Origin of the sequence: Cellulosimicrobium sp. 22598 (assembly GCF_052044445.1) — a bacterium.
Taxonomy (GTDB): domain Bacteria; phylum Actinomycetota; class Actinomycetes; order Actinomycetales; family Cellulomonadaceae; genus Cellulosimicrobium; species Cellulosimicrobium cellulans_G.
Genome location: NZ_JBQEMZ010000010.1, coordinates 20,699 through 40,312, shown reverse-complemented (window position 1 = coordinate 40,312; position 19,614 = coordinate 20,699). Strand labels below are relative to the sequence as shown.

Below are 19,614 nucleotides of genomic sequence, written 5' to 3'. Positions count from 1 at the left end.
GGGTGAGCACCCAGACCCCCCGCCTGTCCGTCCTCGACCTCGTGCCCGTCCGCTCGGGCCAGTCCAGCACCCAGGCGGTGCGGGCGTCGCTCGACCTGGTCCGCCTCGCGGACCGGCTCGGGTACGAGCGCTACTGGTTCGCCGAGCACCACAACATGCCCGCGGTCGCGGCGTCGACGCCGCCCGTCATGATCGCCGCGGCGGCGTCGGTCACCGACCGCATCCGGGTCGGCTCGGGTGGGGTCATGCTCCCCAACCACGCGCCGCTCGTCGTCGCGGAGCAGTTCGCGGCGCTCGAGGCGATCGCCCCCGGCCGGGTCGACCTCGGCATCGGCCGCGCGCCGGGCTCCGACCCCGTCGTCACGCAGCTCCTGCGCATCACCGGCCCGACGGCCGACGTCGACCGGTTCCCCCAGCACGTGACCGACATCCTCGCGCTCATGAGCCCGCAGGGCGCGACCCTGCGCCTCACGAGCGGCCAGGTGTACGACGTGCACGCGACCCCCGCCGCCGACGGCGCACCGACCGTCTGGCTGCTCGGGTCGAGCGACTACTCCGCGCGCCTCGCGGCCGAGCTCGGGCTGCCCTACGTGTTCGCCAACCACTTCTCCGGGCAGGGCGTCGACGAGATCCTCGCGCTCTACCGCGAGGGCTACCGCCCGAGCGAGGCGTTCCCCGAGCCGCGCACGTTCCTCACGCTCAACGCCGTCGTGGCGGAGACGGAGGACGAGGCGCGCGCCCGCGCGCTCCCGCAGGCGCGCATGATGTCGCGGCTGCGCACCGGTCAGCCGCTCACCGCGCTGGAGACCGTGGAGGAGGCCCTGGCGGCGCCCCTCGACGGTGCGGCCGGGCAGATGGTCGAGGACAGCCTGCGCCGCTGGGCCGTCGGGACGCCCGACGACGCCGCGGCCGAGGTCCGCCGGCTCGCCGAGCGCCACGGCGTCGACGAGGTGATGATCGTGCCGGTCGCGGCGTCGCGCGCCGACGAAGCGCTGGACTCCACCCCGGGCCGCACCCGCACGCTCGAGCTCCTCGCGGCCGCCCTCGCCGGCGACCCGGCGGCCTGACCCGCCGACCGCCCGTCGGGCCATCCACCCGCCTCGCTGCCGAACACGACCTGGCACGCGGTCGAACACGACATGAGGGTCGTGATCCGCGGGATATCGACCCTCATGTCGTGGTCGGCGGGAGGCTGTAGCGTCACCGCATGACGACGACGTACGACGACGCGGCCTGGCACTCCGACGGCGAGGGGTACCCGCCGGAGGCCGGCCCCGAGGCGGGCGCGACGCACATCGGCATGTTCCTCGCGTGGGCGGTGCTCGGCGGGCACGTCTCCGAGGAGCTCGCCGACGACGCCGCGGACGAGCTCGCCGCGCTGCGCGACCGGAGGACGACGCCCGGCGCGTTCGTGCTCGACGTGTGCGACGGCAGGCTCGTCGACGAGGACCTCGACGCCGTCGGCGCGGCCTTCGCGAGCGCGTACTACGCCGGCGACGAGGAGGACGAGGACGACGGCGGCCTCTACCTGGAGGACTACGTCGACGCGGTGAGCCCCGGCGACGGCGAGCCCGAGGACGTGTACCGCGTGCCGGACACGTGGGAGACGTACGACCTCGTCGGCCCCCTCATCGACGCGCGCTTCTCCCAGTGGGACGACGAGGGGCGCCCGTCGGTCCTGCGGCACCGCGCCTGAGACGGCCCGAGATGACCGCGCCCACGCCCGTGACCCGGCTCGCCGCGGTGCTGCGCGCCGACAACCCGGGCCCGATGACGCTCGACGGCACGTGCTCGTACGTGCTGCGCGCGCCCGGGTCGGCGACGTGCGTCGTCGTGGACCCGGGGCCCGACGACGCGGTGCACCTCGACGCGCTGGCCGCGGCCGGGCCTGTCGAGCTCGTGCTCGTCACGCACCGCCACGCCGACCACACGGCCGGGGCTCCCGGGCTGCGGGAGCGGACCGCGGCGCCGGTGCGCGCCGCGGACCCGGCGCACTGCCACGGTGGCTCGCCCCTGCGCGACGGCGAGGTCATCGAGGCCGCCGGGCTGCGCGTCGTCGTGCGCGCCACCCCGGGCCACACCGCCGACTCGGTCTGCCTCGTCCTGCCCGACGACGGTCCGCTCACCACGCCCGGCGACCTCGCCCGGGGCGGCGCACGCCCGGACGGCGAGGCACCCGCCGACCAGCATCTCGGCGACGCGACCCTCGGCGACGTGCCGCCCGGCGGCACCCGGTCGGGTGACACCGCCGCCGGCGACGCGGGGCCGCCGTCGGGCACGACGGTCCTCACCGGGGACACCGTGCTCGGGACCGGCACGACGGTGATCGCCGCACCCGACGGCTCCCTCGGCGCGTACCTCGCGAGCCTCGACGCGATCGAGGCCGTCGCCGCCGCGGGGCCGGGCCGGACGACGGGGCTCCCCGGCCACGGGCCGGTGGTCGACGACCTCGCGGAACGGGTGCGTGCGTACCGCGCGCACCGGCTCGAGCGCCTGTCCCAGGTCCGGGCGACGCTCGCCGCGCTCGGCCTGACCGCGGGTGCGGACGACGCCGTGGAGCGGGTCGTCGCGCGCGTCTACGCCGACGTCGACCCGTCCGTCCTCGCCGCGGCACGCCAGTCCGTCGCGGCGCAGCTCGCCTTCCTGGCGCGGGCCGACGAGCTCGCACGACGGTCCGCCCGCGGCAGGTCACGCGCTCGCCGCGACGACGGCTGAGCGGACGGCCGGGTGTCGGTGGCGTCCGGCACGATGACGAGCATGACGACACCACGGCTCGGTATCGCGTTCGTGCCCACCCACGCCCCGGAGAGCCTGCGGCGGCTCGCCGCGACCGCGGAGGAGGCCGGCCTCGACGACCTCTGGGTGTGGGAGGACTGCTTCAAGCAGTCGGGCCTCGCGTCGGCTGCCGCCGCGCTGGCCTGGACCGAGCACGTGCGCGTCGGCATCGGGCTCATGCCGGCCCCGCTGCGCAGCACGACGATCACCGCGATGGAGGTCGCGACGCTCGCCCGGATGTTCCCCGGACGGCTCGTCGCGGGCGTCGGCCACGGCGTGCAGGAGTGGATGGGGCAGGCGGGGGTCCGTGTCGCGTCACCGCTGACGTTGCTGCGCGAGCACGCCACGACGCTGCGGAGCCTGCTCGCGGGCGAGGAGGTCACGACGGCGGGGCGGTACGTCACGCTCGACGACGTGCGGCTCGACTGGCCTCCCACGCAGCCCGTCCCCCTGTGGCTCGGGGGCGTGGGTCCCCGCTCGCTCGCGCTGGCGGGAGAGCTGGGCGACGGACTGATCCTCGCGAACGCGCTCACCCCGGACGACGTGCGCGTCGCGACGGACGCGGCACGCGCGGGCGGAGCCGTCGACGGCTTCGACGTCCACGCGACGCTCATCGCGGCGACCGGGCCCGGCGCGCAGGAGCGCGTCGACCGCGAGGTGCCGCTGTGGGGGAAGGAGGCGGGTCAGGGCATCGGCGCGGGCGGCGACGCCGCGACGATCGCCGCAGCCGTCCTGGCCCTGGCGGACGCGGGCGCGACGGCCGTCGCGGTCCAGCCGACCGCGGACGAGCCGGACGTGGAGGGGTTCGTCCGCTTCCTCGGGCGGGAGGTCGCGCCGCTGCTCAGCGCCCGCTGACGCGCGACGCGTCGGTGGACCCGCCGGCGCGCTGACGCTCCCGGAGGCCGTGCACGAGCGCGACGACCGCGCACACGAGCGCGACCGCCCCGACGGCGAGCGCGAGGCGCACGGGGAAGGCGGCGTAGAGGTCGGACACGTCGCCGACCGGGAGCCCCCACTCGACGGCGGTCTCGCGCAGCTCGCCCGCGAGGACCCCGACCCGGCCCGGCACCCGCGACGCGACCGCGGCGACCCAGCCGAGGAGCTCGATGACGACGGAGGCCACGGAGTAGGCACCGGTCGCGAGGGGGATCACGGGGACACCCTAGCGGAGGCGGACACCGCGGGCATATCCGGCACGACCCCGAGAATCCCCTGGTGCGACCCTCAGACCAGCGGCTTCGCGAAGCAGAGCGCGACGTGGTTGTCGCCGACGTACGGCGGGAAAGCGAGGACGGCGCGGTACCCGAGCGAGCGGTAGAGCGCGATCGCGCCCGGTTGGCGGATCCCCGTCTCGAGCAGGAGCCGGGCCGCCCCGCGCTCGCGCGCGACGGCCTCGAGCCCGTCGAGGAGCCTGCGGGCCGTCCCGGTCCTGCGTGCCCGTGGGCGCACGTAGACCTTCTTCACCTCGAGCGCGTCGGTGGGCGCCCCGGGTGCGGGGCGACGCAGCGACGCACACCCGACGGCCTCCCCGTCCCGGTAGGCGACGAGGGTCGTCACCACGTCGTCGCCCAGGCGCGCGTCGACCGCGTCGAACCCGCCCGCGGCGTCGAGCCCGCCGAACAGCTCGGGGTAGAGGACGGCGGACGACGTCTCGTGCATCTCCCGGCGCAGTGCTGCCGCGTCCGGGTCGTCCCACGGGACGGGGCGGACCTCCACGACCTCACGGGCAGCGACGCTCGCGGGCTCGCTCGGGCCCACGGTCGCCCGCGGGATGCTCGCCCCGAGCCGGCCGCTCGTCGCCGACGTCTCGTCCGCGGTGCCGGTGCCGACGCCCGGACCGCACGCGGCCCTCAGGTCGAGCGCGAAGCAGCGCGAGAGCGGGTGCCCGGCGTAGTGGCCGTACGACTCGATCGGGACGTACCCGAGCGCGAGGTAGAGGTCGATCGACTCGGGCTGGAGCGTCCCGGTCTCCAGGACCACGCGTTCGAGCCCGGCGACGACCGCGTGCCGGTGCACGGCCCGCATCGCGGTGCGCGCGTGACCGCGGCCGCGGTGGTCGGGCTCGACCCAGAGGCGCTTCACCTCCCCGGTGCGCGCGGGGTGCGTCCCGCCGCGGCCGTCGGGCGTGCCCGACACGTCGCGCAGCGCGACGAACGCGACCGGCTCGCCGCCCGCCCGGACCACGACGTTCGCGACCGACGCCTCGGGCTCGAACGCGCCCGCGTCGGGCTCGCCGTACCGCGCGGCGAGCTCCGCCTGCTGACGCGTGCGCAGGAGCTCGGCCGCGGCGTCGTCCCCGGGGACCGCCTCGACGGTGACGCGCGTGCCCGGGCCCCCGACGCCGTCGGGCAGGACGCGCGAGCGCGCGCCGGTCACGCCGACCCGGTCATGCGTGGACGAGCGCGCCCAGGACCGACGTGAAGAAGCCGAGCCCGTCGGTGCCGGCACGGGGGCCGGCCTCGTTCGCGGGCCCGAAGCCCGCCTCGACGGCGTGCTCGGGGTGCGGCATGAGGCCGACGACGTTGCCCGCGGCGTTGGTGATGCCGGCGATGCCGCGGCGCGAGCCGTTCGGGTTCCAGCCGTCGTAGCGGAAGACGACGCGACCCTCGGCCTCGAGCTCGTCGAGCGTGCGGTCGTCCGCGACGAACTGCCCGTCCTGGTTCTTCAGCGGGACCGTGATGCGCTGGCCGACCGTGTAGTCGCGCGTCCAGGCCGTCTCGGCGTTCTCGACCACGAGGACCTGCTCGCGGCAGATGAAGTGCAGGTGGTCGTTCTTGACCATCGAGCCGGGCAGCAGGTGGGCCTCGGTGAGGACCTGGAAGCCGTTGCAGATGCCCAGGACCGGCATGCCGCCCGCCGCCGCGTCGACGATCGACTCCATGACGGGCGCGAAGCGGCTGATCGCGCCCGCGCGCAGGTAGTCCCCGTAGGAGAAGCCACCGGGCAGGACGACCGCGTCGACGCCGTGCAGGTCGGCGTCCGCGTGCCACAGCGACACGGCCTCGCCGCCCGCGAGGCGCACCGCGCGCGCCGCGTCGCGGTCGTCGAGCGTGCCGGGGAAGGTGACGACGCCGATCCGCGCCGTCGCGAGCGTCGCGCCGCTCATCAGGCGAGCCCCTCGGACGTGATCGTCGCGGCGGCGTCGGCCTCGATGTCGGCGACACGCACGACGTCCTCGATCACCGGGTTCGACAGCACCTTGACCGCGGCCTCCTCGGCGGCGGCGAGGATCTCCGGCGTCACCGGGCCGTCGACCTCGAGCTCGAACCGCTTGCCCTGGCGGACGGACGTGAACTGGGTGAAGCCGAGGCGCGGCAGCGCCCCGACGACGGCCTTGCCCTGCGGGTCCAGGATCTCGGGCTTGGGCATGACCTCGACGACGACGCGTCCCACGGGGGCTCCTTGGCGAGAGAGTTCGGGAGGGCCGGGGCTCCGGGATCCCGACCACGTCACGGCCGTCGAGGACGGTCGGTGGGACGGGACGAGCGGGAGCCGACGGCGGGATTCCGCGCCCAGTCTACCGGGCGCCCGGGCGACGTCCGGCGGCCGTCCGCACCGTGGCACGACGGCGCTGCCGGGCTCAGGCCCCGGCTGCCCGCGGCGGGTCTGCCGGGACGTCCACGGGGATGTTGCCGTCGAGCACGTGCTTGCGCCACGCTCGCGCGACGTGCGAACGGCGGAAGAGGAGCCCTCCGCCGAGGAACGTCCCGCACCACAGGAGGATCAGCCAGAGGTCGGGCCTGGTGACGTCGTCGGAGAACAGGAGCTGCGCCAGCACCGGCCAGCCGTAGAAGATCGCGAGAGCGGTCCCGAGCCCCGTCATGGTCACGCGCCAGGGGTAGAGCACGCCGTGGATGTCGTCGGCCACCCACCACCAGTAGCGCGCGGGCGGCCGGGCGTCGAACAGCCGGTACAGCAACCAGCGCCCGAGCGGCGGGTGCTCCCGCCGGCGCAGCGCCCAGCCCGCACGCACCAGCCCCCACGCCTCGCGCGCGCCGATGCCGTGCGGCGCCCCGGCGTCGTCGGGTGCGGGCGCGAGGTCGAACAGGACCGCGAGCGCCTCGTCGCCGTGGAGGCGACGCCAGCGCGGCGGGTAGGCGCGGAGCCAGAACCGGGCGGACCGCTCGTACCGGTCCGCGCCGCCCGCGCTCACGCGCCGCTCCCCGCGAGGCCGTCGGCGGCACCCGCCGGGCCGTGGCGTTCCAGGGACCGCCGCGCGCGCTCGGCGAGCTCGGCGAGGCGGAGGGTCTCCGTCCGGGCCGCGCGGCGCCCGTCGTCGGTGGCGCGGTAGTAGCGCCGGAGGCGGCCGTCGACGACCTCTTCGCCGGTCGGCTCGACGAGCCCGGCCGCCACGAGCCGGTCGAGGTTGCCGTAGAGGGTGCCGGCCCCGAGCCGGGTGCGGCCGTCGGACAGCTCGCGCACGGCCTGGATCACCGCGTACCCGTGCCGCGGCTCCGCGCTGAGGGAGAGCAGCACGAGGTACGCCTGCTCGGTCATGCGGAACGCGGGAGGGCTCGGTGCCATGAACGATATATATCGGATGACGACCCATAGAGCCAACCCTCGACGCGTGTCGGAGGGTGCCGCTAGAGTCGAACACGTGTTCGAGACGCACGCTCGGGCACGGTGCGAGGGCGGGGTCCTGCCCCTTCCCCGCCCTCGCACGAACCACGGCTCGACGACGCAGGGAGGTCCGCGTGGCAGCACCGCTCGCACTCGCCCCGGCCATGGAGCGCGGCAGGGCACGACCGTCGCCGCGGACCGTCGCGCGCGTCCTCGCGCGCGACGAGACCTGCGTCTTCCCTGGCTGCCGCGTCCCGGCGTTCCGTTGCGACCTCGACCACGTCGTGGCACCGCGGCCGGGCGCGGACGACGCCGCCGCGGCCGCCGCGCAGGAGGCCGACAACCTCGTCGCGCTCTGCCGGCACCACCGCGTCGTCCGTGCCCGCGACGGCTGGCGGCCCGCCCTGCTCGCCGACGGCTCGGTCCGGTGGACCGCGCCGAGCGGGCACACCTACGTGCGCCCGGGCGCCGCCCGGACCGCCCGACGACTCAGCCGAGCGTCGAGCCCGTGAGCCGCTCGTACGCCTCGAGGTACCGGGCGCGGGTGCGCGTGACGACCTCTGCGGGGATCGAGGGCGGCGGGGTGTCGGACGCGCGGTCCCACCCGGATGCGGGCGACACGAGCCAGTCGCGGACGAACTGCTTGTCGTAGCTCGGCTGCGCGCGCCCCGGCTCCCACTGGTCCGCGGGCCAGAACCGCGACGAGTCGGGCGTGAGCACCTCGTCGCCGAGGACGGTCCGGCCGGTGGTCGGGTCCACGCCGAACTCGAGCTTGGTGTCCGCGAGGATCACGCCGCGCTCGCGCGCGACCTGCTCGGCGCGCGCGTAGACGGCGAGCGTGAGCTCCCGCAGGCGCGTGGCGTCGTCGAGGCCGATCTGCTCCGCGACGACGTCGAAGGAAACGTTCTCGTCGTGCTCGCCCACGGCAGCCTTGGTCGCGGGCGTGAAGATCGGCTCGGGCAGGCGCGAGCCGTCGACCAGCCCGGCGGGCAGCGGCACGCCGCAGACCTCTCCCCCGGCGCGGTACTCGACGAGCCCGGAGCCGGTGAGGTAGCCGCGCGCCACGCACTCGACGGGGAACATGTCGAGGCGGCGACAGATCATCGCGCGGCCGGCGACGACGTCGGGCACGAGGCCGTCGCCCGGCTCCGACGACACCTCGGTCGACACCACGTGGTTCGGCACGAGGTCGGCGAGCTGCTCGAACCACCACAGGCTGAGCTGCGTGAGCACGACGCCCTTGTCGGGGATCCCGGGCGACAGCACGTGGTCGTACGCGCTGACCCGGTCGCTCGCGACGACGAGGACGACGTCGCCGAGCGGGTGCACGCCGCCGACGGCGGGCAGGTCCGGTGCGTAGAGGTCCCGCACCTTGCCGGAGTACACGTGCGTCCAGCCGGGCAGGTCGAGCGCCGCGGTGTCGAGGGCGTCCACCTCGCCGAGCGAGAGGGCCGAGGCAGGATCCTGAGGGGTGTCGGTCACGGCCCCTAGTCTCGCACCGCCCTCCACCGGCGCGGCACCGTGTCCGACGACAGGTCGCCCTCCCCGCCCACCACCGAGAGGCGGCCCGGCCCGGCGTCCCGTCGGGCGCCGGGCCGACCGCACCCGACAGCACGGGACGAGGACCGCCGCCGAGCCCGGACGCGACGAACGTCGCGGAAGTCGCTACTGTGCCCTCAGGACGGTCGTGGGAGCGCTCCCTCACCGTCGGGGGCACGCATCGGAGCGACCCCCTCGGGGGCGCCTGCACCGCCGTCCCGGCCCTGCCGACGACGGCAGGGCGACATCCGCACCGAGGAGGCAACGATGCACCACGGCACGATGCACCATCGCCTGACAGCGCTAGCAACCGGGATCGGGGTGGTCGTCGCGAGCGTCGGGCTCGCGACGGCCGCGAGCGCGAGCGCACCCGCCGGCACCCCGACGTCCGCCGGGAGCGCGGCGCCCGCGCTGCTCGCCGGGCCCGTCCCGAGTCCGGACGACCTGTCCCCCGGCCAGCTCCACGCGCTCGAGCGCGACCTGGGCCTCGACGCGGCCGGCGTCGCCGACCGGCTCGCGCTCGACGCCGCGACAGGCGCCGTCGAGCAGTCGCTGAGCGGCGGTCTGGGCGCGGCGTACGCCGGCACGTGGGTCGACGCCGACGCCGCGACGCCCGTCGTCGCCGTCACGGACCCCTCCGCCGTCCCGGAGGTCGAGGCGGCCGGCGCCGAGGCCGTCGTCGTCGAGCACAGCCTCGCCGACCTGGACGCGCTCGCCGCGGACCTCGACCACGCGGCGACGCCCGACGCCGTCCAGGCCTGGTACGTGGACGTGACGACGAACGAGGTCGTGGTCGAGTCGCTCGACGCCGGCGCGGCCGAGGCGTTCGTCGCCGCGTCGGGGGTCGACCCGTCGGCCGTACGGACCGAGGTCGTCGACGCACCGTACGAGCTCGCGGCCGACGTGCGCGGCGGCGACCGGTACATCACGCGGGACCCCGGGGCGTCGTCGGGCTCGGCATGCTCGATCGGCTTCGCCGTCCAGGGCGGCTTCGTCACGGCCGGGCACTGCGGCGCCGCCGGCAAGGAGGTGCTCACGGCGAGCTGGGCGCGCATGGGCACGGTCCAGGCGGCGTCGTTCCCCGGCCACGACTACGCCTGGGTGCGCGTCGACGCCGGGTTCACCCCCGTCCCCCGCGTGAACAACTACGCGGGCGGCACGGTCGACGTCGCCGGGTCCGCCGAGGCGCCCGTGGGCGCGTCCGTCTGCCGGTCCGGCGCGACGACGGGCTGGCGCTGCGGCGTCATCGAGCAGAAGAACATCACCGTGAACTACGGCAACGGCGACATCCCCGGGCTCGTGCGCGGCTCCGCGTGCGCCGAGGGCGGCGACTCCGGCGGCTCCGTGATCTCGGGCAACCAGGCGCAGGGCGTCACGTCGGGCCGCATCAACGACTGCTCGAACGGCGGCAAGTTCATCTACCAGCCCGTGAACCCGATCCTCTCGGCGTACGGGCTGTCCCTCGTCACCACGGGCGGCGGCTCGGGCAGCGCGCTCGTCGGGCTCGCGGGCAAGTGCATCGACGTGCCGAGCTCGGACTTCAGCGACGGCAAGCGGCTCCAGCTCTGGACCTGCAACGGGACGAGCGCGCAGCGCTGGACGTTCGAGCCCGACGGCACGGTCCGCGCGGGTGGCAAGTGCATGGACGTGGCCTGGGCCGCCACGGCCGACGGGACCGCCGTGCAGCTCGCGAACTGCAGCGGCAACCCCGCTCAGCAGTTCGTCCTGAGCGGCGCGGGCGACCTCGTGTCCGTCCTCGCGAACAAGTGCGTGGACGTCCCGAGCAGCAACAGCACCGACGGGACGAAGCTCCAGATCTGGACGTGCAACGGCACCGCGGCCCAGAAGTGGCACCGAGCCTGACAGGACCCACCCCCCAGGGCGCCGAACACGACATGGCGGTCGTTATCAGCGTGAAAGCGACCGCCATGTCGTGTTCAACGGCGGGAGAGGTCGTGCTCGACGGGCGCCCGGGCGCGTCGGGGTCGGCGGGCGGCCCGACGGCGGGCGTCAGCCCGCGAGGTTGACCTCGCCCGCGGCGGCCTTCGCCGCGATGTCCGTGCGGTGGTGCGAGCCCGGGAGCACGATGCGGTCGACCGCGGCGTACGCCCGACGGCGCGCCTCGGCCAGGTCGGCGCCGCGCGCCACGACCGACAGCACGCGGCCGCCCGCGGCGACCAGGCCGCCGTCGTCCCCGCGCGACGTCCCCGCGTGGAGCACGTGCACGCCCTCGACGGCCTCCGCCGCGTCGATGCCCGTGATCGGGTCGCCTCCGCGCACGGCGCCCGGGTAGCCGTGCGCCGCGACGACGACGGTGACCGACGCGTCGTCGTGCCAGCGCAGCGCACCGATCTCGGCGAGGCGTCCCTGCGCCGCCGCGAGCATCACGGCGGACAGCGGCGTCGCGAGGCGCGTGAGCACGGACTGCGTCTCCGGGTCTCCGAACCGCGCGTTGAACTCGACGACGCGCGTGCCGCGGCTCGTCAGCGCGAGCCCCACGTACAGGACGCCGACGAACGGGGTGCCGCGGCGCGCCATCTCGTCGATCGTCGGCTGCGCGACGCGCGTGACGACCTCGTCGACGAGGCCCTCCGGCGCCCAGGGGAGCGGGCTGTAGGCGCCCATGCCGCCCGTGTTGGGACCGGCGTCGGCGTCGAACGCGCGCTTGAAGTCCTGGGCCGGCGCGAGCGGGACGACGGTCGCGCCGTCGCTCACGCAGAAGAGCGAGACCTCCGGGCCGTCGAGGTACTCCTCGACGACCACGCGCGGGTCCTCGGGCGTGCCGTCGGCGGCGCGGCGCGGGGTCGCGAAGCACGCCGCGGCGTGCTCGAGCGCGGCCTGCCGGTCCTCCGTGACGACGACGCCCTTGCCCGCGGCGAGGCCGTCGTCCTTGATGACGTAGGGGGCGCCGAACGCGTCGACCGCGGCCGCGACCTGGTCGACGTCGGTGCAGACGTGCGCGAGCGCCGTCGGGACGGACGCCGCCGCCATGACGTCCTTGGCGAACGCCTTGGAGCCCTCGAGCCGCGCCGCCTCGGCGCTGGGCCCGAACACCGGGATCCCCGCCTCGCGCACCGCGTCCCCGACGCCCGCGACGAGCGGCGCCTCCGGGCCGACGACGACGAGGTCGACGCCCAGGCCGGTCGCGAGCGCGGCCACCGCGGCGCCGTCGTTCTGGTCGACCGCGTGCAGCGTCGCGAGGTCCCCGATGCCGGGGTTCCCGGGGGCGGCGTGCAGCTCGTGCGGCTCGGCGCCCGGGCGGTCGGCCTCGTGCGCGAGGGCGTGGACGATGGCGTGCTCGCGGGCACCGGTCCCGACGACGAGGATCTTCACGGGCGCCGAGTCTACCGAGACGGCCCGGACACCCCGCGGGGCGTCCGGGCCGTGGTCGGCGTCCGTCGTCGGCTCGGCGACGAGGCGTCAGTGGATGAGGTCGTGGCGCGGGATGATCGCGTCGCGGCTCGGGCCGACGCCGATCGCGGAGATCCGGGTGCCGGACATCTCCTCGAGCGCGAGCACGTAGCGCTGCGCGTTCGTCGGCAGGTCCTCGAACGTGCGGGCGCCGGAGATGTCCTCCCACCAGCCGTCGAGCTCCTCGTAGATCGGCTTCGCGTGGTGGAACGCGGTCTGGTCGAGCGGCATCTCGTCGTACCGGACGCCGTCCACGTCGTACGCGACGCACACCGGCACCTTCTCGAAGCCGGTGAGGATGTCGAGCTTGGTGAGCACCATGTCGGTGATGCCGTTGACGCGGGTCGCGTAGCGCGCGATCACCGAGTCGTACCAGCCGCAGCGGCGCGCGCGGCCCGTGGTCACGCCGTACTCGCCGCCCTGCTTGAGCAGGTACTCGCCGTTCGCGTCGAACAGCTCGGTGGGGAACGGGCCCTCGCCCACGCGCGTCGTGTACGCCTTGATGACGCCGATCACGGAGCTGATGCGCGTCGGCCCGACGCCGGAGCCCGTGAGCGCGCCGCCCGCGGTCGCGTTGGACGACGTGACGAACGGGTACGTCCCGTGGTCGACGTCGAGCATCGTCGCCTGCCCGCCCTCGAAGAGGACGTTCTTGCCCGCGTCGAGCGCCTTGTTCAGCTCGAGCGCCGTGTCCGCGACCATCGGCTTGAGGCGGTCGGCGTACTGCAGCAGCTCCGCCACGGTCTCGTCGACCGTGATCGCGCGGCGGTTGTAGACCTTCACCAGCAGGTGGTTCTTCTGGTCGAGCGAGCCCTCGATCTTCTCCGCGAGGATCTTCTCGTCGAACAGGTCCCAGATGCGGATGCCGACGCGGTTGATCTTGTCCGCGTACGCCGGGCCGATCCCGCGGCCGGTCGTGCCGATGCGGCGCTTGCCGAGGAACCGCTCGCTCACCTTGTCGATCGTGCGGTGGTAGCCCGCGATGACGTGCGCCGAGCCCGAGACGAGCAGGCGCGAGACGTCCACGCCGCGCGAGATCAGGTCGTCGAGCTCCTGGAACAACACCTCGATGTCCACGACGACGCCGTTCGCGATGACCGGCGTGACACCCGGGGACAGGATGCCCGACGGCAGCAGGTGGAGCGCGTACTTCTCGTCCCCGATGACGACCGTGTGGCCGGCGTTGTTGCCGCCGTTGAACTTGACCACGTAGTCGACCCGGGAGCCGAGGAGGTCGGTCGCCTTGCCCTTGCCCTCATCGCCCCACTGGGCACCGACGAGCACCACGCCTGGCATGGAATCCCCACTTTCGCACTGCCTGTTCCTCGGGCCGGTCATGGTCGTGGGCGCACCGGCGTCCGGAGCGGAGCGGGCAGGTCGTGCCCGACGGCGCTGGGCCCGCGGGCCCGAGGCGTCACCCGGGCGGCAGTCACCCGGGGACCGGCGCCGAGTTTACCGGCCATTGACCTTTCGGGCGTCCGTCGTCCACGGCGCGTCCGCCGACCCCGTGATCGCTCCTCATCGTGCGGCCCGCGTGGGGAGCGACCCCGGGTTCGGCACGTTCCGGTGCCGGGCGCATCCCGGGCGGGCAGAATGGCTCCATGAGCGACACGCACGCGAACCTCCTCGACGGCCCCGCGCCGGTCCGCCTCCCCGACGACTTCGCGCACGTCCGCGACGCCATCGCCGCCGACGGCGACCCGTACGAGATCGCGGCCCGCACCCCGGCGAGCTCGCTCGCGTGGGCGTACCTCGCCGAGGACTTCCTCCACGAGAACGGGTCCCGCGGCGCCGTGACGGCCTACGCGTTCGCGCGCACCGGGTACCACCGGGGCCTCGACTCCCTGCGCCGGGCCGGCTGGCGGGGTCAGGGACCGATCCCCGCCGACCACGTCCCGAACCAGGGCTTCCTGCGGGCGCTGCTCGCGCTCGCGGAGTGCGCGGCGTACATCGGCGAGGTCGAGGAGGCCGAGCGCTGCGAGCAGTTCCTGCGCGACTCCGGCACGTCGGCCGACGAGGTCCGCGCGCTGCGCTGACGGCCCGGGTCGCGCGACCGCCGTGCAGGGGCGGTGGGCGCGCGACCCACCCGAGCGACGATTAGAGTCGACGACATGATCGAGATCGCCACCTCCCCCGCGACGACGACTCTCGTCATCGCCGGAGACCTCGATCTCGCCGAGCGCGACCAGTTCCCGGAGATCGCGGCCCGCGTCGTCGGGCTGCGCCGCCAGCTCCTCGTGATCGACATGTGCCGCGTGACGTTCATGGACTCCACCGGTGCCGCGTTCCTCATCTCCCTCGCGGACTCGGGGCGCAAGCGCGGCGGCGCCACGGTGCTGCGCGGCTGCGACGACCGCGACCTGTTCGTGCTGGAGGTGTGCGGGGCGCTCGAGCTCTTCCGCATCGACTCCGACCACCGCTGCGAGCCCGCGACGCCGCCGTCCGGCTTCGCAAAGGTCGAGCCCCCGGCCTGACGGTCGGGTCTCCTCGGCGACGACCGGCTACCGCCCGGAGGGCCGCAGCGTCGCCCAGACGAGCTTGCCGGACGCCGTCGGGCGCCAGCCCCAGTCCGCGAGCCGCTCGACGATCTGCATGCCGAACCCGCCCATGCGGTTCGGGTGCCCGTCCGTCGGGACGGGCGGCGCCGGGTTGGAGTCCTCCACCTCGACGCGGATGCCGTCGCCCGTGTCGAAGAGGCGCAGCGCGAGGTGCCCCCAGCCGTGCAGGACGCCGTTCGCCACCAGCTCGGAGACGACGAGCTCCGCGTTCGCGCTGTCGCGCACGCCCCACGCCTGGCACGTGCGCACGACGGCGTGCCGCGCGCGCCCGATCGACGCGGGCTCGCTCGGCAGGAGCCAGCGGCGGCTGCGCGGGCTCAGCACGACGGCCGACGCGTCGTGCACCGGGTCGGGGATGCGCACGACGACGAGCGCGACGTCGTCCTCGGGGGCGTCCGCGAGGCGGGACAGCAGCTCCTCGCCCACGCCCGCGGCGTCGACGGCCGTGACGGCCTCGGACGCCGCGACGAGCGCCTCGAGCCCCACCCGCAGGGCGCGGTCCCGGCGCTCGATGAGCCCGTCGGTGTAGAAGACGAGCGTGTCGCCCGGCGCGAGCGCCGCGACGCCCGTCGACCGGCTCCGGCCGCCGAACCCGACGAGCGCGCCCCCGGCGTCGTCGAGCTGGGTCACCGTGCCGTCGCGCAGCAGGAGCGGGGGCAGGTGCCCGGCGCGCGAGTACTCGATCCGCCACGCGTCCTCGGGCTGCGCGGCGTCCGGCTGCGTGAGCGCCGCGTACACGAGGCTCGCGGAGCGCGGGATGCGCATGCCCTGGACGAGCTGGTCGACGCGCTCGAGCACCGGCCCGGGCGTCGTGAGCTCGTACGCGTACGACCGGACGACCGAGCGGAGCTGGCCCATCGCGGCCGCCGCCTCGACGTCGTGGCCCACGACGTCGCCGATGACGAGCCCGACGACGTCCGGCGCGATCTGCAGGACGTCGTACCAGTCGCCGCCCACCTGGGCGTGCTCGGAGTTGGGCGCGTAGTAGGTCCAGACGTCGAGCCCGGTGACGTCGGCCTGCTCGGGCAGCATCGCCCGCTGCAGCGTCTCGGCGAGGCGGTGCTCGCGCGCGTAGAGCCGCACGTTGTCGATCGCGGTGCCGGCGCGGCGCGCGATGACCTGCAGGAGCGTGCGCACGCCCTCGCGCGCCTCCGTCTCGGTGCCGAGCCGGTGGGGCCCCACGTCGGACGCGTCGCCCGTGACGAGCAGGCCGAGGATGCGGCGTCGACCCGGGACCGCCGTGACCGTCACGGAGCCCGGACGGTGCGGCAGGCCGGCGAGCCGGTGGTGCAGGTCGCGCTGGAGCCAGCCGGAGGCCGACCACTGCGGGTACGTCGAGGAGAGGTCGAGGGTGACGGGGCCCTCGATGCGCCCGTCCAGGACGTCCTGGACGCGGTCGGGCACGTCCACCAGGCGCACGCGCGGCACCGAGCCGGTGACGGCCGCGGAGTCGCCGAGCGCGTCGGTCGTGTGCAGGCCGGGCGCGACCGGGAACGCGCCGGGCGTGTAGCGGCCGTGGCGCTGACCCCGGCCGCTCGGGGGCGCTGCCGTGTCGACGCCCTCCGCGTACCGGAGCCCGTCGTCGTTGAGGTAGAAGCCGGCCCAGTCGACGACGTACCCCGCGAGGAGCTCGGTGATGTCACGCAGCGCGTACGGCTGGTCGAGGTCGGCGAGGAGGTCCGAGCTGCGGGAGACGACGTCGAGCACGGCCCGCTCGCGCCGCTCCAGCGCGAGGGACGCGACCTGGGCCGCGTACCGCTCGAGGTGCTCGGAGACGTCGACCTGCACCCCGACCCAGTGGGTGACGGTGCCGTCCGGGCCGGCGAGCGGGGCGAGCGAGAGCTGCGTCCACACCGGGGAGCCGTCGCGGCGCAGCGCGCGGACCGTGTGCGTGATCTCGCGCTCCTCCGCGATGGCCGTGCGCAGCTCCTGCGCGTCCACCGGCTCCGACAGGAGCGACTCGAGGACGTGGGGGCTGCGGCCGACGACCTCGGCCGCGGCGAACCCGGTCTGGCGCTCGAACGCGGCGTTCACCCACACGATCGGCATCTCGTCCGAGCGGGGGCCGGTGACGAACATCGCGACGCCGGCGCCCTCCATGGCGCGCGTGCAGAGCTCCTGGACGTGCGCGGGCAGGTCGGTGCCGAGCCCCGGCGAGCTGCCCATCGTCACCTCCGACGGTCCGTGCGTCGATCGTCTGGATCCGGACGCCACGGTCGCGTTACTGTCCCGACTGGACATTCAACCGTAGATTGGTGCTTCCCGAGACCGGAACGGGTCGGGACCACGCAGAGAGGAGCGCCGGTGCGCGAAGGTACACCCTCGGCCGCCGACCGTCCGGTCGGCGTCGCCGGCGACCCCGCCGGGGCGGGCGACCCGGCGAGCGTGCACGTCATCGTGGGGACGACGCGGGCCCGCATCGTCCTCTCGGGCGAGATCGACGCCGACCTCGGCGCCGACCTCCAGGAGGCGACCGCCGCGGCGGAGGACTCCGGGCTCCCCGTCGAGATCGACGCGCACCACGTCACCTTCATGGACTCGTCCGGCGTGGCGTTCCTCGCGCGTCTCGCGTCGCGCGGCCCGCACCGGGTCCGCGTCCTGCGCGCTCCGCCGACGGTCCGGTTCCTCCTCGAGGTGACCCGCATCGGCGAGCTGCTCGACATCGTCGACGTGGACCCCGGCTTCGACCTCGACGAGCCTCCGGGCAACGGCGCGGACGCCACGGACTGAGGCCGGCGCCACCCTGCCGCACGGGTCACGACCCGGCGTCACCGGAATCCCACCGGCACGACCCACGACGAAGGCCCCCGGTCCGTACGGACCGGGGGCCTTCGCGCGTCCGGAGCCGGCGCAGCGCCGGCTCTCGGGGCGTCAGCGGATCTTGTTGCCCGCCGAGCGCAGCTGCTGCGACGCCTCGATGATGCGGGCGGCCATGCCGGCCTCGGCCAGCTTGCCCCAGGCGCGCGGGTCGTAGGCCTTCTTGTTGCCGACCTCGCCGTCGACCTTCAGGACGCCGTCGTAGTTCGAGAACATGTGGCCGACGACCGGACGCGTGAACGCGTACTGCGTGTCGGTGTCGATGTTCATCTTGATGACGCCGAAGTCGACCGCGGCCGAGATCTCCTCGGCCGTGGAGCCCGAGCCGCCGTGGAAGACCAGGTCGAACGGGTTCGCCTTGCCGACCTTCGCGCCGACGGCGTCCTGGATCTCCTTGAGGATCTCCGGGCGGAGCTTGACCGCGCCCGGCTTGTACACGCCGTGCACGTTGCCGAACGTGAGGGCCGTCAGGTAGCGGCCCTTCTCGCCCGTGCCGAGCGCCGCGACCGTCGCGAGGCCGTCCTCGACCGTGGTGTAGAGCTTCTCGTTGATCTCGGCCTCGTGGCCGTCCTCCTCGCCGCCGACGACGCCGACCTCGATCTCGAGGATCGTGCGCGCGGCCTGCGAGAGCTCGAGGAGCTCCGCCGCGATCGTGAGGTTCTCGTCCAGCGGGACGTCGGAGCCGTCGTACATGTGCGACTGGAAGGTCGGCAGGCCGCCGTTCTTCACCTGCTCGGCCTCGAGGGCCAGGAGCGGGCGGACCCACGAGTCGAGGTTCTTCTTGACGCAGTGGTCGGTGTGGATCGCGATCTGCACCGGGTAGTTCTTCGCGACCTCGCGCGCGTACGCCGCGAGCGCGAGCGAACCGGCGATGCGGTCCTTGACCGTCGAACCCGAGCCGTACTCGGCGCCGCCCACGGAGACCTGGATGATGCCGTCGGACTCGGCCTCGGCAAAGCCCTGGAGCGCGGCGGTGATGGTCTGCGACGAGGTGATGTTGACGGCCGGGTAGGCGAACGAGCCTGCCTTCGCCCGGTCGATCATCTCGGCGTAGACCTCGGGGGTTGCGATGGGCATGCGGAGCTCCTGTGGAGTCGTGCGGGGTGGACTGTCAGGTCAAAGTCTGGCATGGATGACAGCGCAGGGTCAGGGCCGTTCGACCTGTGGTCGCCGCGTGACCACGGCCCGGCCCTCCGTCGCGCCGTCGCCCGGGGCGAGGTGCTGCGCGGCCCACGCGTGCAGGGCGATCGCGCCCGCCGCCCCGGCGTTGAGGGATCGGGTCGAGCCGTGCTGGGTGATGTGCAGGACGGCGCGGCACGCGGCGACCGCCTCGGGCGTCAGCCCGGTCGACTCCTGGCCGAGCAGCAGCACGCACGACGCGGGCAGCGCGTACCCCTCGATCGGGACGGAGCCCGGGAGGTTGTCGATGCCCAGGAGCGGCAGCCCCTCCCCCGCGGCCCAGGTCGCGAGGTCGTCGACGGACGCGTGGTGGTGCACGTGGAGGTAGCGGTCGGTGACCATCGCGCCGCGACGGTTCCACCGGCGCCGCCCGACGACGTGCACGCCCGCCACGTTGAACGCGTTCGCCGTGCGCACGACGGAGCCGATGTTGAGGTCGTGCGCCCAGTTCTCGATCGCGACGTGCAGGGAGCGCGCCGGGTCGCGGCGCGCGTCGAGGTCCGCGACGACCGCCTCGACGGTCCAGTAGCGGTAGGCGTCGACGACGTTGCGCCGGTCGCCGTGCGCGAGCAGCTCGGGGTCGTAGCGCGGGTCGACGCGGGTCGCCCCGGGCGGGCCCTCGGGGTCCGGGACGCGCGGCCACGCGTCCGGCCCGCCGGGCCACGGCCCGACCCCCACCTCCCGCTCCTCGGCGCGGTCCTCGGCGTGCTCGCCGTCGTGCCCGACGGCGGGGCGCGCCCCGGGCGGCACCTCGCGCGGGGCGTCGGACGGC

The 19,614-nt window shown here is 74.9% G+C and carries 21 protein-coding genes; 9 read left to right on the top strand and 12 right to left on the bottom strand.

All coding sequences use genetic code 11. The features are described from left to right. Nucleotides 1–2 precede the first annotated feature (2 nt). The 4 genes from ACTJIY_RS12275 (at nt 3) to ACTJIY_RS12260 (ending at nt 3,630) form a co-directional block, all read left to right on the top strand. Nucleotides 3–1,067, top strand: coding sequence for an LLM class flavin-dependent oxidoreductase (locus ACTJIY_RS12275; RefSeq protein ID WP_440674057.1), 1,065 nt, complete (start codon nt 3–5; stop codon nt 1,065–1,067). A gap of 140 nt (nt 1,068–1,207) precedes the next feature. Beyond that, nucleotides 1,208–1,696, top strand: a complete 489-nt coding sequence (locus ACTJIY_RS12270) for a DUF7832 domain-containing protein (RefSeq protein WP_440674056.1) — start codon at nt 1,208–1,210, stop codon at nt 1,694–1,696. Between the two features lie 11 nt (nt 1,697–1,707). Continuing rightward, on the top strand, nt 1,708–2,715 hold the full coding sequence (locus tag ACTJIY_RS12265; protein WP_440674055.1) for an MBL fold metallo-hydrolase: 1,008 nt from the start codon (nt 1,708–1,710) through the stop codon (nt 2,713–2,715). Nucleotides 2,716–2,757: 42 nt separating this feature from the next. Then, nucleotides 2,758–3,630, top strand: coding sequence for an LLM class flavin-dependent oxidoreductase (locus ACTJIY_RS12260; RefSeq protein ID WP_353707453.1), 873 nt, complete (start codon nt 2,758–2,760; stop codon nt 3,628–3,630). On the opposite strand, the gene ACTJIY_RS12255 is transcribed toward ACTJIY_RS12260, so the two are convergent. From ACTJIY_RS12255 to ACTJIY_RS12230, 6 genes are all read right to left on the bottom strand, one after another. After that, nucleotides 3,617–3,928 carry a hypothetical protein gene (locus ACTJIY_RS12255; protein ID WP_253055155.1) on the bottom strand — a complete coding sequence of 104 codons (312 nt, stop codon included), beginning with the start codon at nt 3,926–3,928 and terminating at the stop codon, nt 3,617–3,619. The two genes, ACTJIY_RS12260 and ACTJIY_RS12255, sit on opposite strands and share 14 nt — an antisense overlap. A gap of 71 nt (nt 3,929–3,999) precedes the next feature. Then, complete coding sequence (locus ACTJIY_RS12250; protein WP_440674054.1) at nt 4,000–5,151, bottom strand: GNAT family N-acetyltransferase; 1,152 nt, start codon at nt 5,149–5,151, stop codon at nt 4,000–4,002. Between the two features lie 10 nt (nt 5,152–5,161). Then, complete coding sequence (purQ, locus tag ACTJIY_RS12245; protein WP_253055153.1) at nt 5,162–5,881, bottom strand: phosphoribosylformylglycinamidine synthase subunit PurQ; 720 nt, start codon at nt 5,879–5,881, stop codon at nt 5,162–5,164. Next, the gene (gene purS, locus ACTJIY_RS12240; protein WP_087470936.1) at nt 5,881–6,168 is read right to left on the bottom strand and encodes a phosphoribosylformylglycinamidine synthase subunit PurS; all 288 of its coding nucleotides are present in this window, start codon (nt 6,166–6,168) and stop codon (nt 5,881–5,883) included. Before purS ends, purQ begins: the two co-directional genes overlap by 1 nt. A gap of 187 nt (nt 6,169–6,355) precedes the next feature. After that, entirely contained in the window at nt 6,356–6,928 is a 573-nt protein-coding gene (locus tag ACTJIY_RS12235; RefSeq protein ID WP_253055152.1) for a hypothetical protein, read from the bottom strand. Continuing rightward, nucleotides 6,925–7,299 (bottom strand): PadR family transcriptional regulator, encoded by a 375-nt coding sequence (locus ACTJIY_RS12230; RefSeq protein WP_253055151.1) that lies wholly within the window; start codon nt 7,297–7,299, stop codon nt 6,925–6,927. The genes ACTJIY_RS12235 and ACTJIY_RS12230 overlap by 4 nt, the downstream gene beginning before the upstream one ends. A gap of 173 nt (nt 7,300–7,472) precedes the next feature. Here ACTJIY_RS12230 and ACTJIY_RS12225 point away from each other — a divergent pair, with 173 nt between their 5' ends. Beyond that, nucleotides 7,473–7,850 (top strand): HNH endonuclease signature motif containing protein, encoded by a 378-nt coding sequence (locus ACTJIY_RS12225; RefSeq protein WP_253055150.1) that lies wholly within the window; start codon nt 7,473–7,475, stop codon nt 7,848–7,850. Here the strand turns inward: ACTJIY_RS12225 and ACTJIY_RS12220 are convergent. Then, a complete protein-coding gene (locus ACTJIY_RS12220; protein ID WP_440674146.1) occupies nt 7,828–8,772 on the bottom strand; it encodes a phosphoribosylaminoimidazolesuccinocarboxamide synthase in 945 nt (314 codons plus the stop codon). The two genes, ACTJIY_RS12225 and ACTJIY_RS12220, sit on opposite strands and share 23 nt — an antisense overlap. Nucleotides 8,773–9,144: 372 nt before the next feature. Between ACTJIY_RS12220 and ACTJIY_RS12215 the strand changes: the two genes are divergently transcribed. Further along, the gene (locus ACTJIY_RS12215; protein ID WP_440674053.1) at nt 9,145–10,740 is read left to right on the top strand and encodes a ricin-type beta-trefoil lectin domain protein; all 1,596 of its coding nucleotides are present in this window, start codon (nt 9,145–9,147) and stop codon (nt 10,738–10,740) included. A gap of 147 nt (nt 10,741–10,887) precedes the next feature. Here ACTJIY_RS12215 and purD read toward each other — a convergent pair whose 3' ends face one another. Then, the gene (purD, locus tag ACTJIY_RS12210) at nt 10,888–12,210 is read right to left on the bottom strand and encodes a phosphoribosylamine--glycine ligase (protein ID WP_440674052.1); all 1,323 of its coding nucleotides are present in this window, start codon (nt 12,208–12,210) and stop codon (nt 10,888–10,890) included. Between the two features lie 87 nt (nt 12,211–12,297). Then, nucleotides 12,298–13,584, bottom strand: coding sequence for an adenylosuccinate synthase (locus ACTJIY_RS12205; protein WP_047233596.1), 1,287 nt, complete (start codon nt 13,582–13,584; stop codon nt 12,298–12,300). A 305-nt stretch (nt 13,585–13,889) separates the two neighbouring features. Here ACTJIY_RS12205 and ACTJIY_RS12200 point away from each other — a divergent pair, with 305 nt between their 5' ends. Together ACTJIY_RS12200 and ACTJIY_RS12195 are read left to right on the top strand one after the other, a co-directional pair. Next, on the top strand, nt 13,890–14,324 hold the full coding sequence (locus ACTJIY_RS12200) for a DUF3151 domain-containing protein (RefSeq protein ID WP_087470930.1): 435 nt from the start codon (nt 13,890–13,892) through the stop codon (nt 14,322–14,324). A gap of 75 nt (nt 14,325–14,399) precedes the next feature. Next, nucleotides 14,400–14,762, top strand: coding sequence for an STAS domain-containing protein (locus ACTJIY_RS12195; protein WP_047233594.1), 363 nt, complete (start codon nt 14,400–14,402; stop codon nt 14,760–14,762). A gap of 27 nt (nt 14,763–14,789) precedes the next feature. On the opposite strand, the gene ACTJIY_RS12190 is transcribed toward ACTJIY_RS12195, so the two are convergent. Then, a complete protein-coding gene (locus ACTJIY_RS12190; protein ID WP_440674051.1) occupies nt 14,790–17,012 on the bottom strand; it encodes a SpoIIE family protein phosphatase in 2,223 nt (740 codons plus the stop codon). Between the two features lie 138 nt (nt 17,013–17,150). Between ACTJIY_RS12190 and ACTJIY_RS12185 the strand changes: the two genes are divergently transcribed. Continuing rightward, entirely contained in the window at nt 17,151–17,576 is a 426-nt protein-coding gene (locus ACTJIY_RS12185) for an STAS domain-containing protein (protein WP_440674050.1), read from the top strand. Between the two features lie 141 nt (nt 17,577–17,717). On the opposite strand, the gene fbaA is transcribed toward ACTJIY_RS12185, so the two are convergent. Together fbaA and ACTJIY_RS12175 are read right to left on the bottom strand one after the other, a co-directional pair. After that, entirely contained in the window at nt 17,718–18,740 is a 1,023-nt protein-coding gene (fbaA, locus tag ACTJIY_RS12180) for a class II fructose-bisphosphate aldolase (protein WP_253055145.1), read from the bottom strand. A gap of 69 nt (nt 18,741–18,809) precedes the next feature. Next, nucleotides 18,810–19,592: a TrmH family RNA methyltransferase gene (locus tag ACTJIY_RS12175; RefSeq protein WP_440674145.1), complete on the bottom strand. Its 783-nt coding sequence runs from the start codon at nt 19,590–19,592 to the stop codon at nt 18,810–18,812. Between the last annotated feature and the right edge of the window lie 22 nt (nt 19,593–19,614).

Excerpts from the sequence above, each read along its gene's own strand:
- ACTJIY_RS12270 (WP_440674056.1), top strand. The coding sequence starts at position 1,208 with ATGACGACGACGTACGACGACGCGGCCTGGCACTCCGACGGCGAGGGG.
- ACTJIY_RS12265 (WP_440674055.1), top strand. The coding sequence starts at position 1,708 with ATGACCGCGCCCACGCCCGTGACCCGGCTCGCCGCGGTGCTGCGCGCC.
- ACTJIY_RS12260 (WP_353707453.1), top strand. The coding sequence starts at position 2,758 with ATGACGACACCACGGCTCGGTATCGCGTTCGTGCCCACCCACGCCCCG.
- purQ (WP_253055153.1), bottom strand. The coding sequence starts at position 5,881 with ATGAGCGGCGCGACGCTCGCGACGGCGCGGATCGGCGTCGTCACCTTC.
- ACTJIY_RS12230 (WP_253055151.1), bottom strand. The coding sequence starts at position 7,299 with ATGGCACCGAGCCCTCCCGCGTTCCGCATGACCGAGCAGGCGTACCTC.
- ACTJIY_RS12215 (WP_440674053.1), top strand. The coding sequence starts at position 9,145 with ATGCACCACGGCACGATGCACCATCGCCTGACAGCGCTAGCAACCGGG.
- ACTJIY_RS12205 (WP_047233596.1), bottom strand. The coding sequence starts at position 13,584 with ATGCCAGGCGTGGTGCTCGTCGGTGCCCAGTGGGGCGATGAGGGCAAG.
- ACTJIY_RS12200 (WP_087470930.1), top strand. The coding sequence starts at position 13,890 with ATGAGCGACACGCACGCGAACCTCCTCGACGGCCCCGCGCCGGTCCGC.
- ACTJIY_RS12195 (WP_047233594.1), top strand. The coding sequence starts at position 14,400 with ATGATCGAGATCGCCACCTCCCCCGCGACGACGACTCTCGTCATCGCC.
- ACTJIY_RS12190 (WP_440674051.1), bottom strand. The coding sequence starts at position 17,012 with ATGGGCAGCTCGCCGGGGCTCGGCACCGACCTGCCCGCGCACGTCCAG.
- fbaA (WP_253055145.1), bottom strand. The coding sequence starts at position 18,740 with ATGCCCATCGCAACCCCCGAGGTCTACGCCGAGATGATCGACCGGGCG.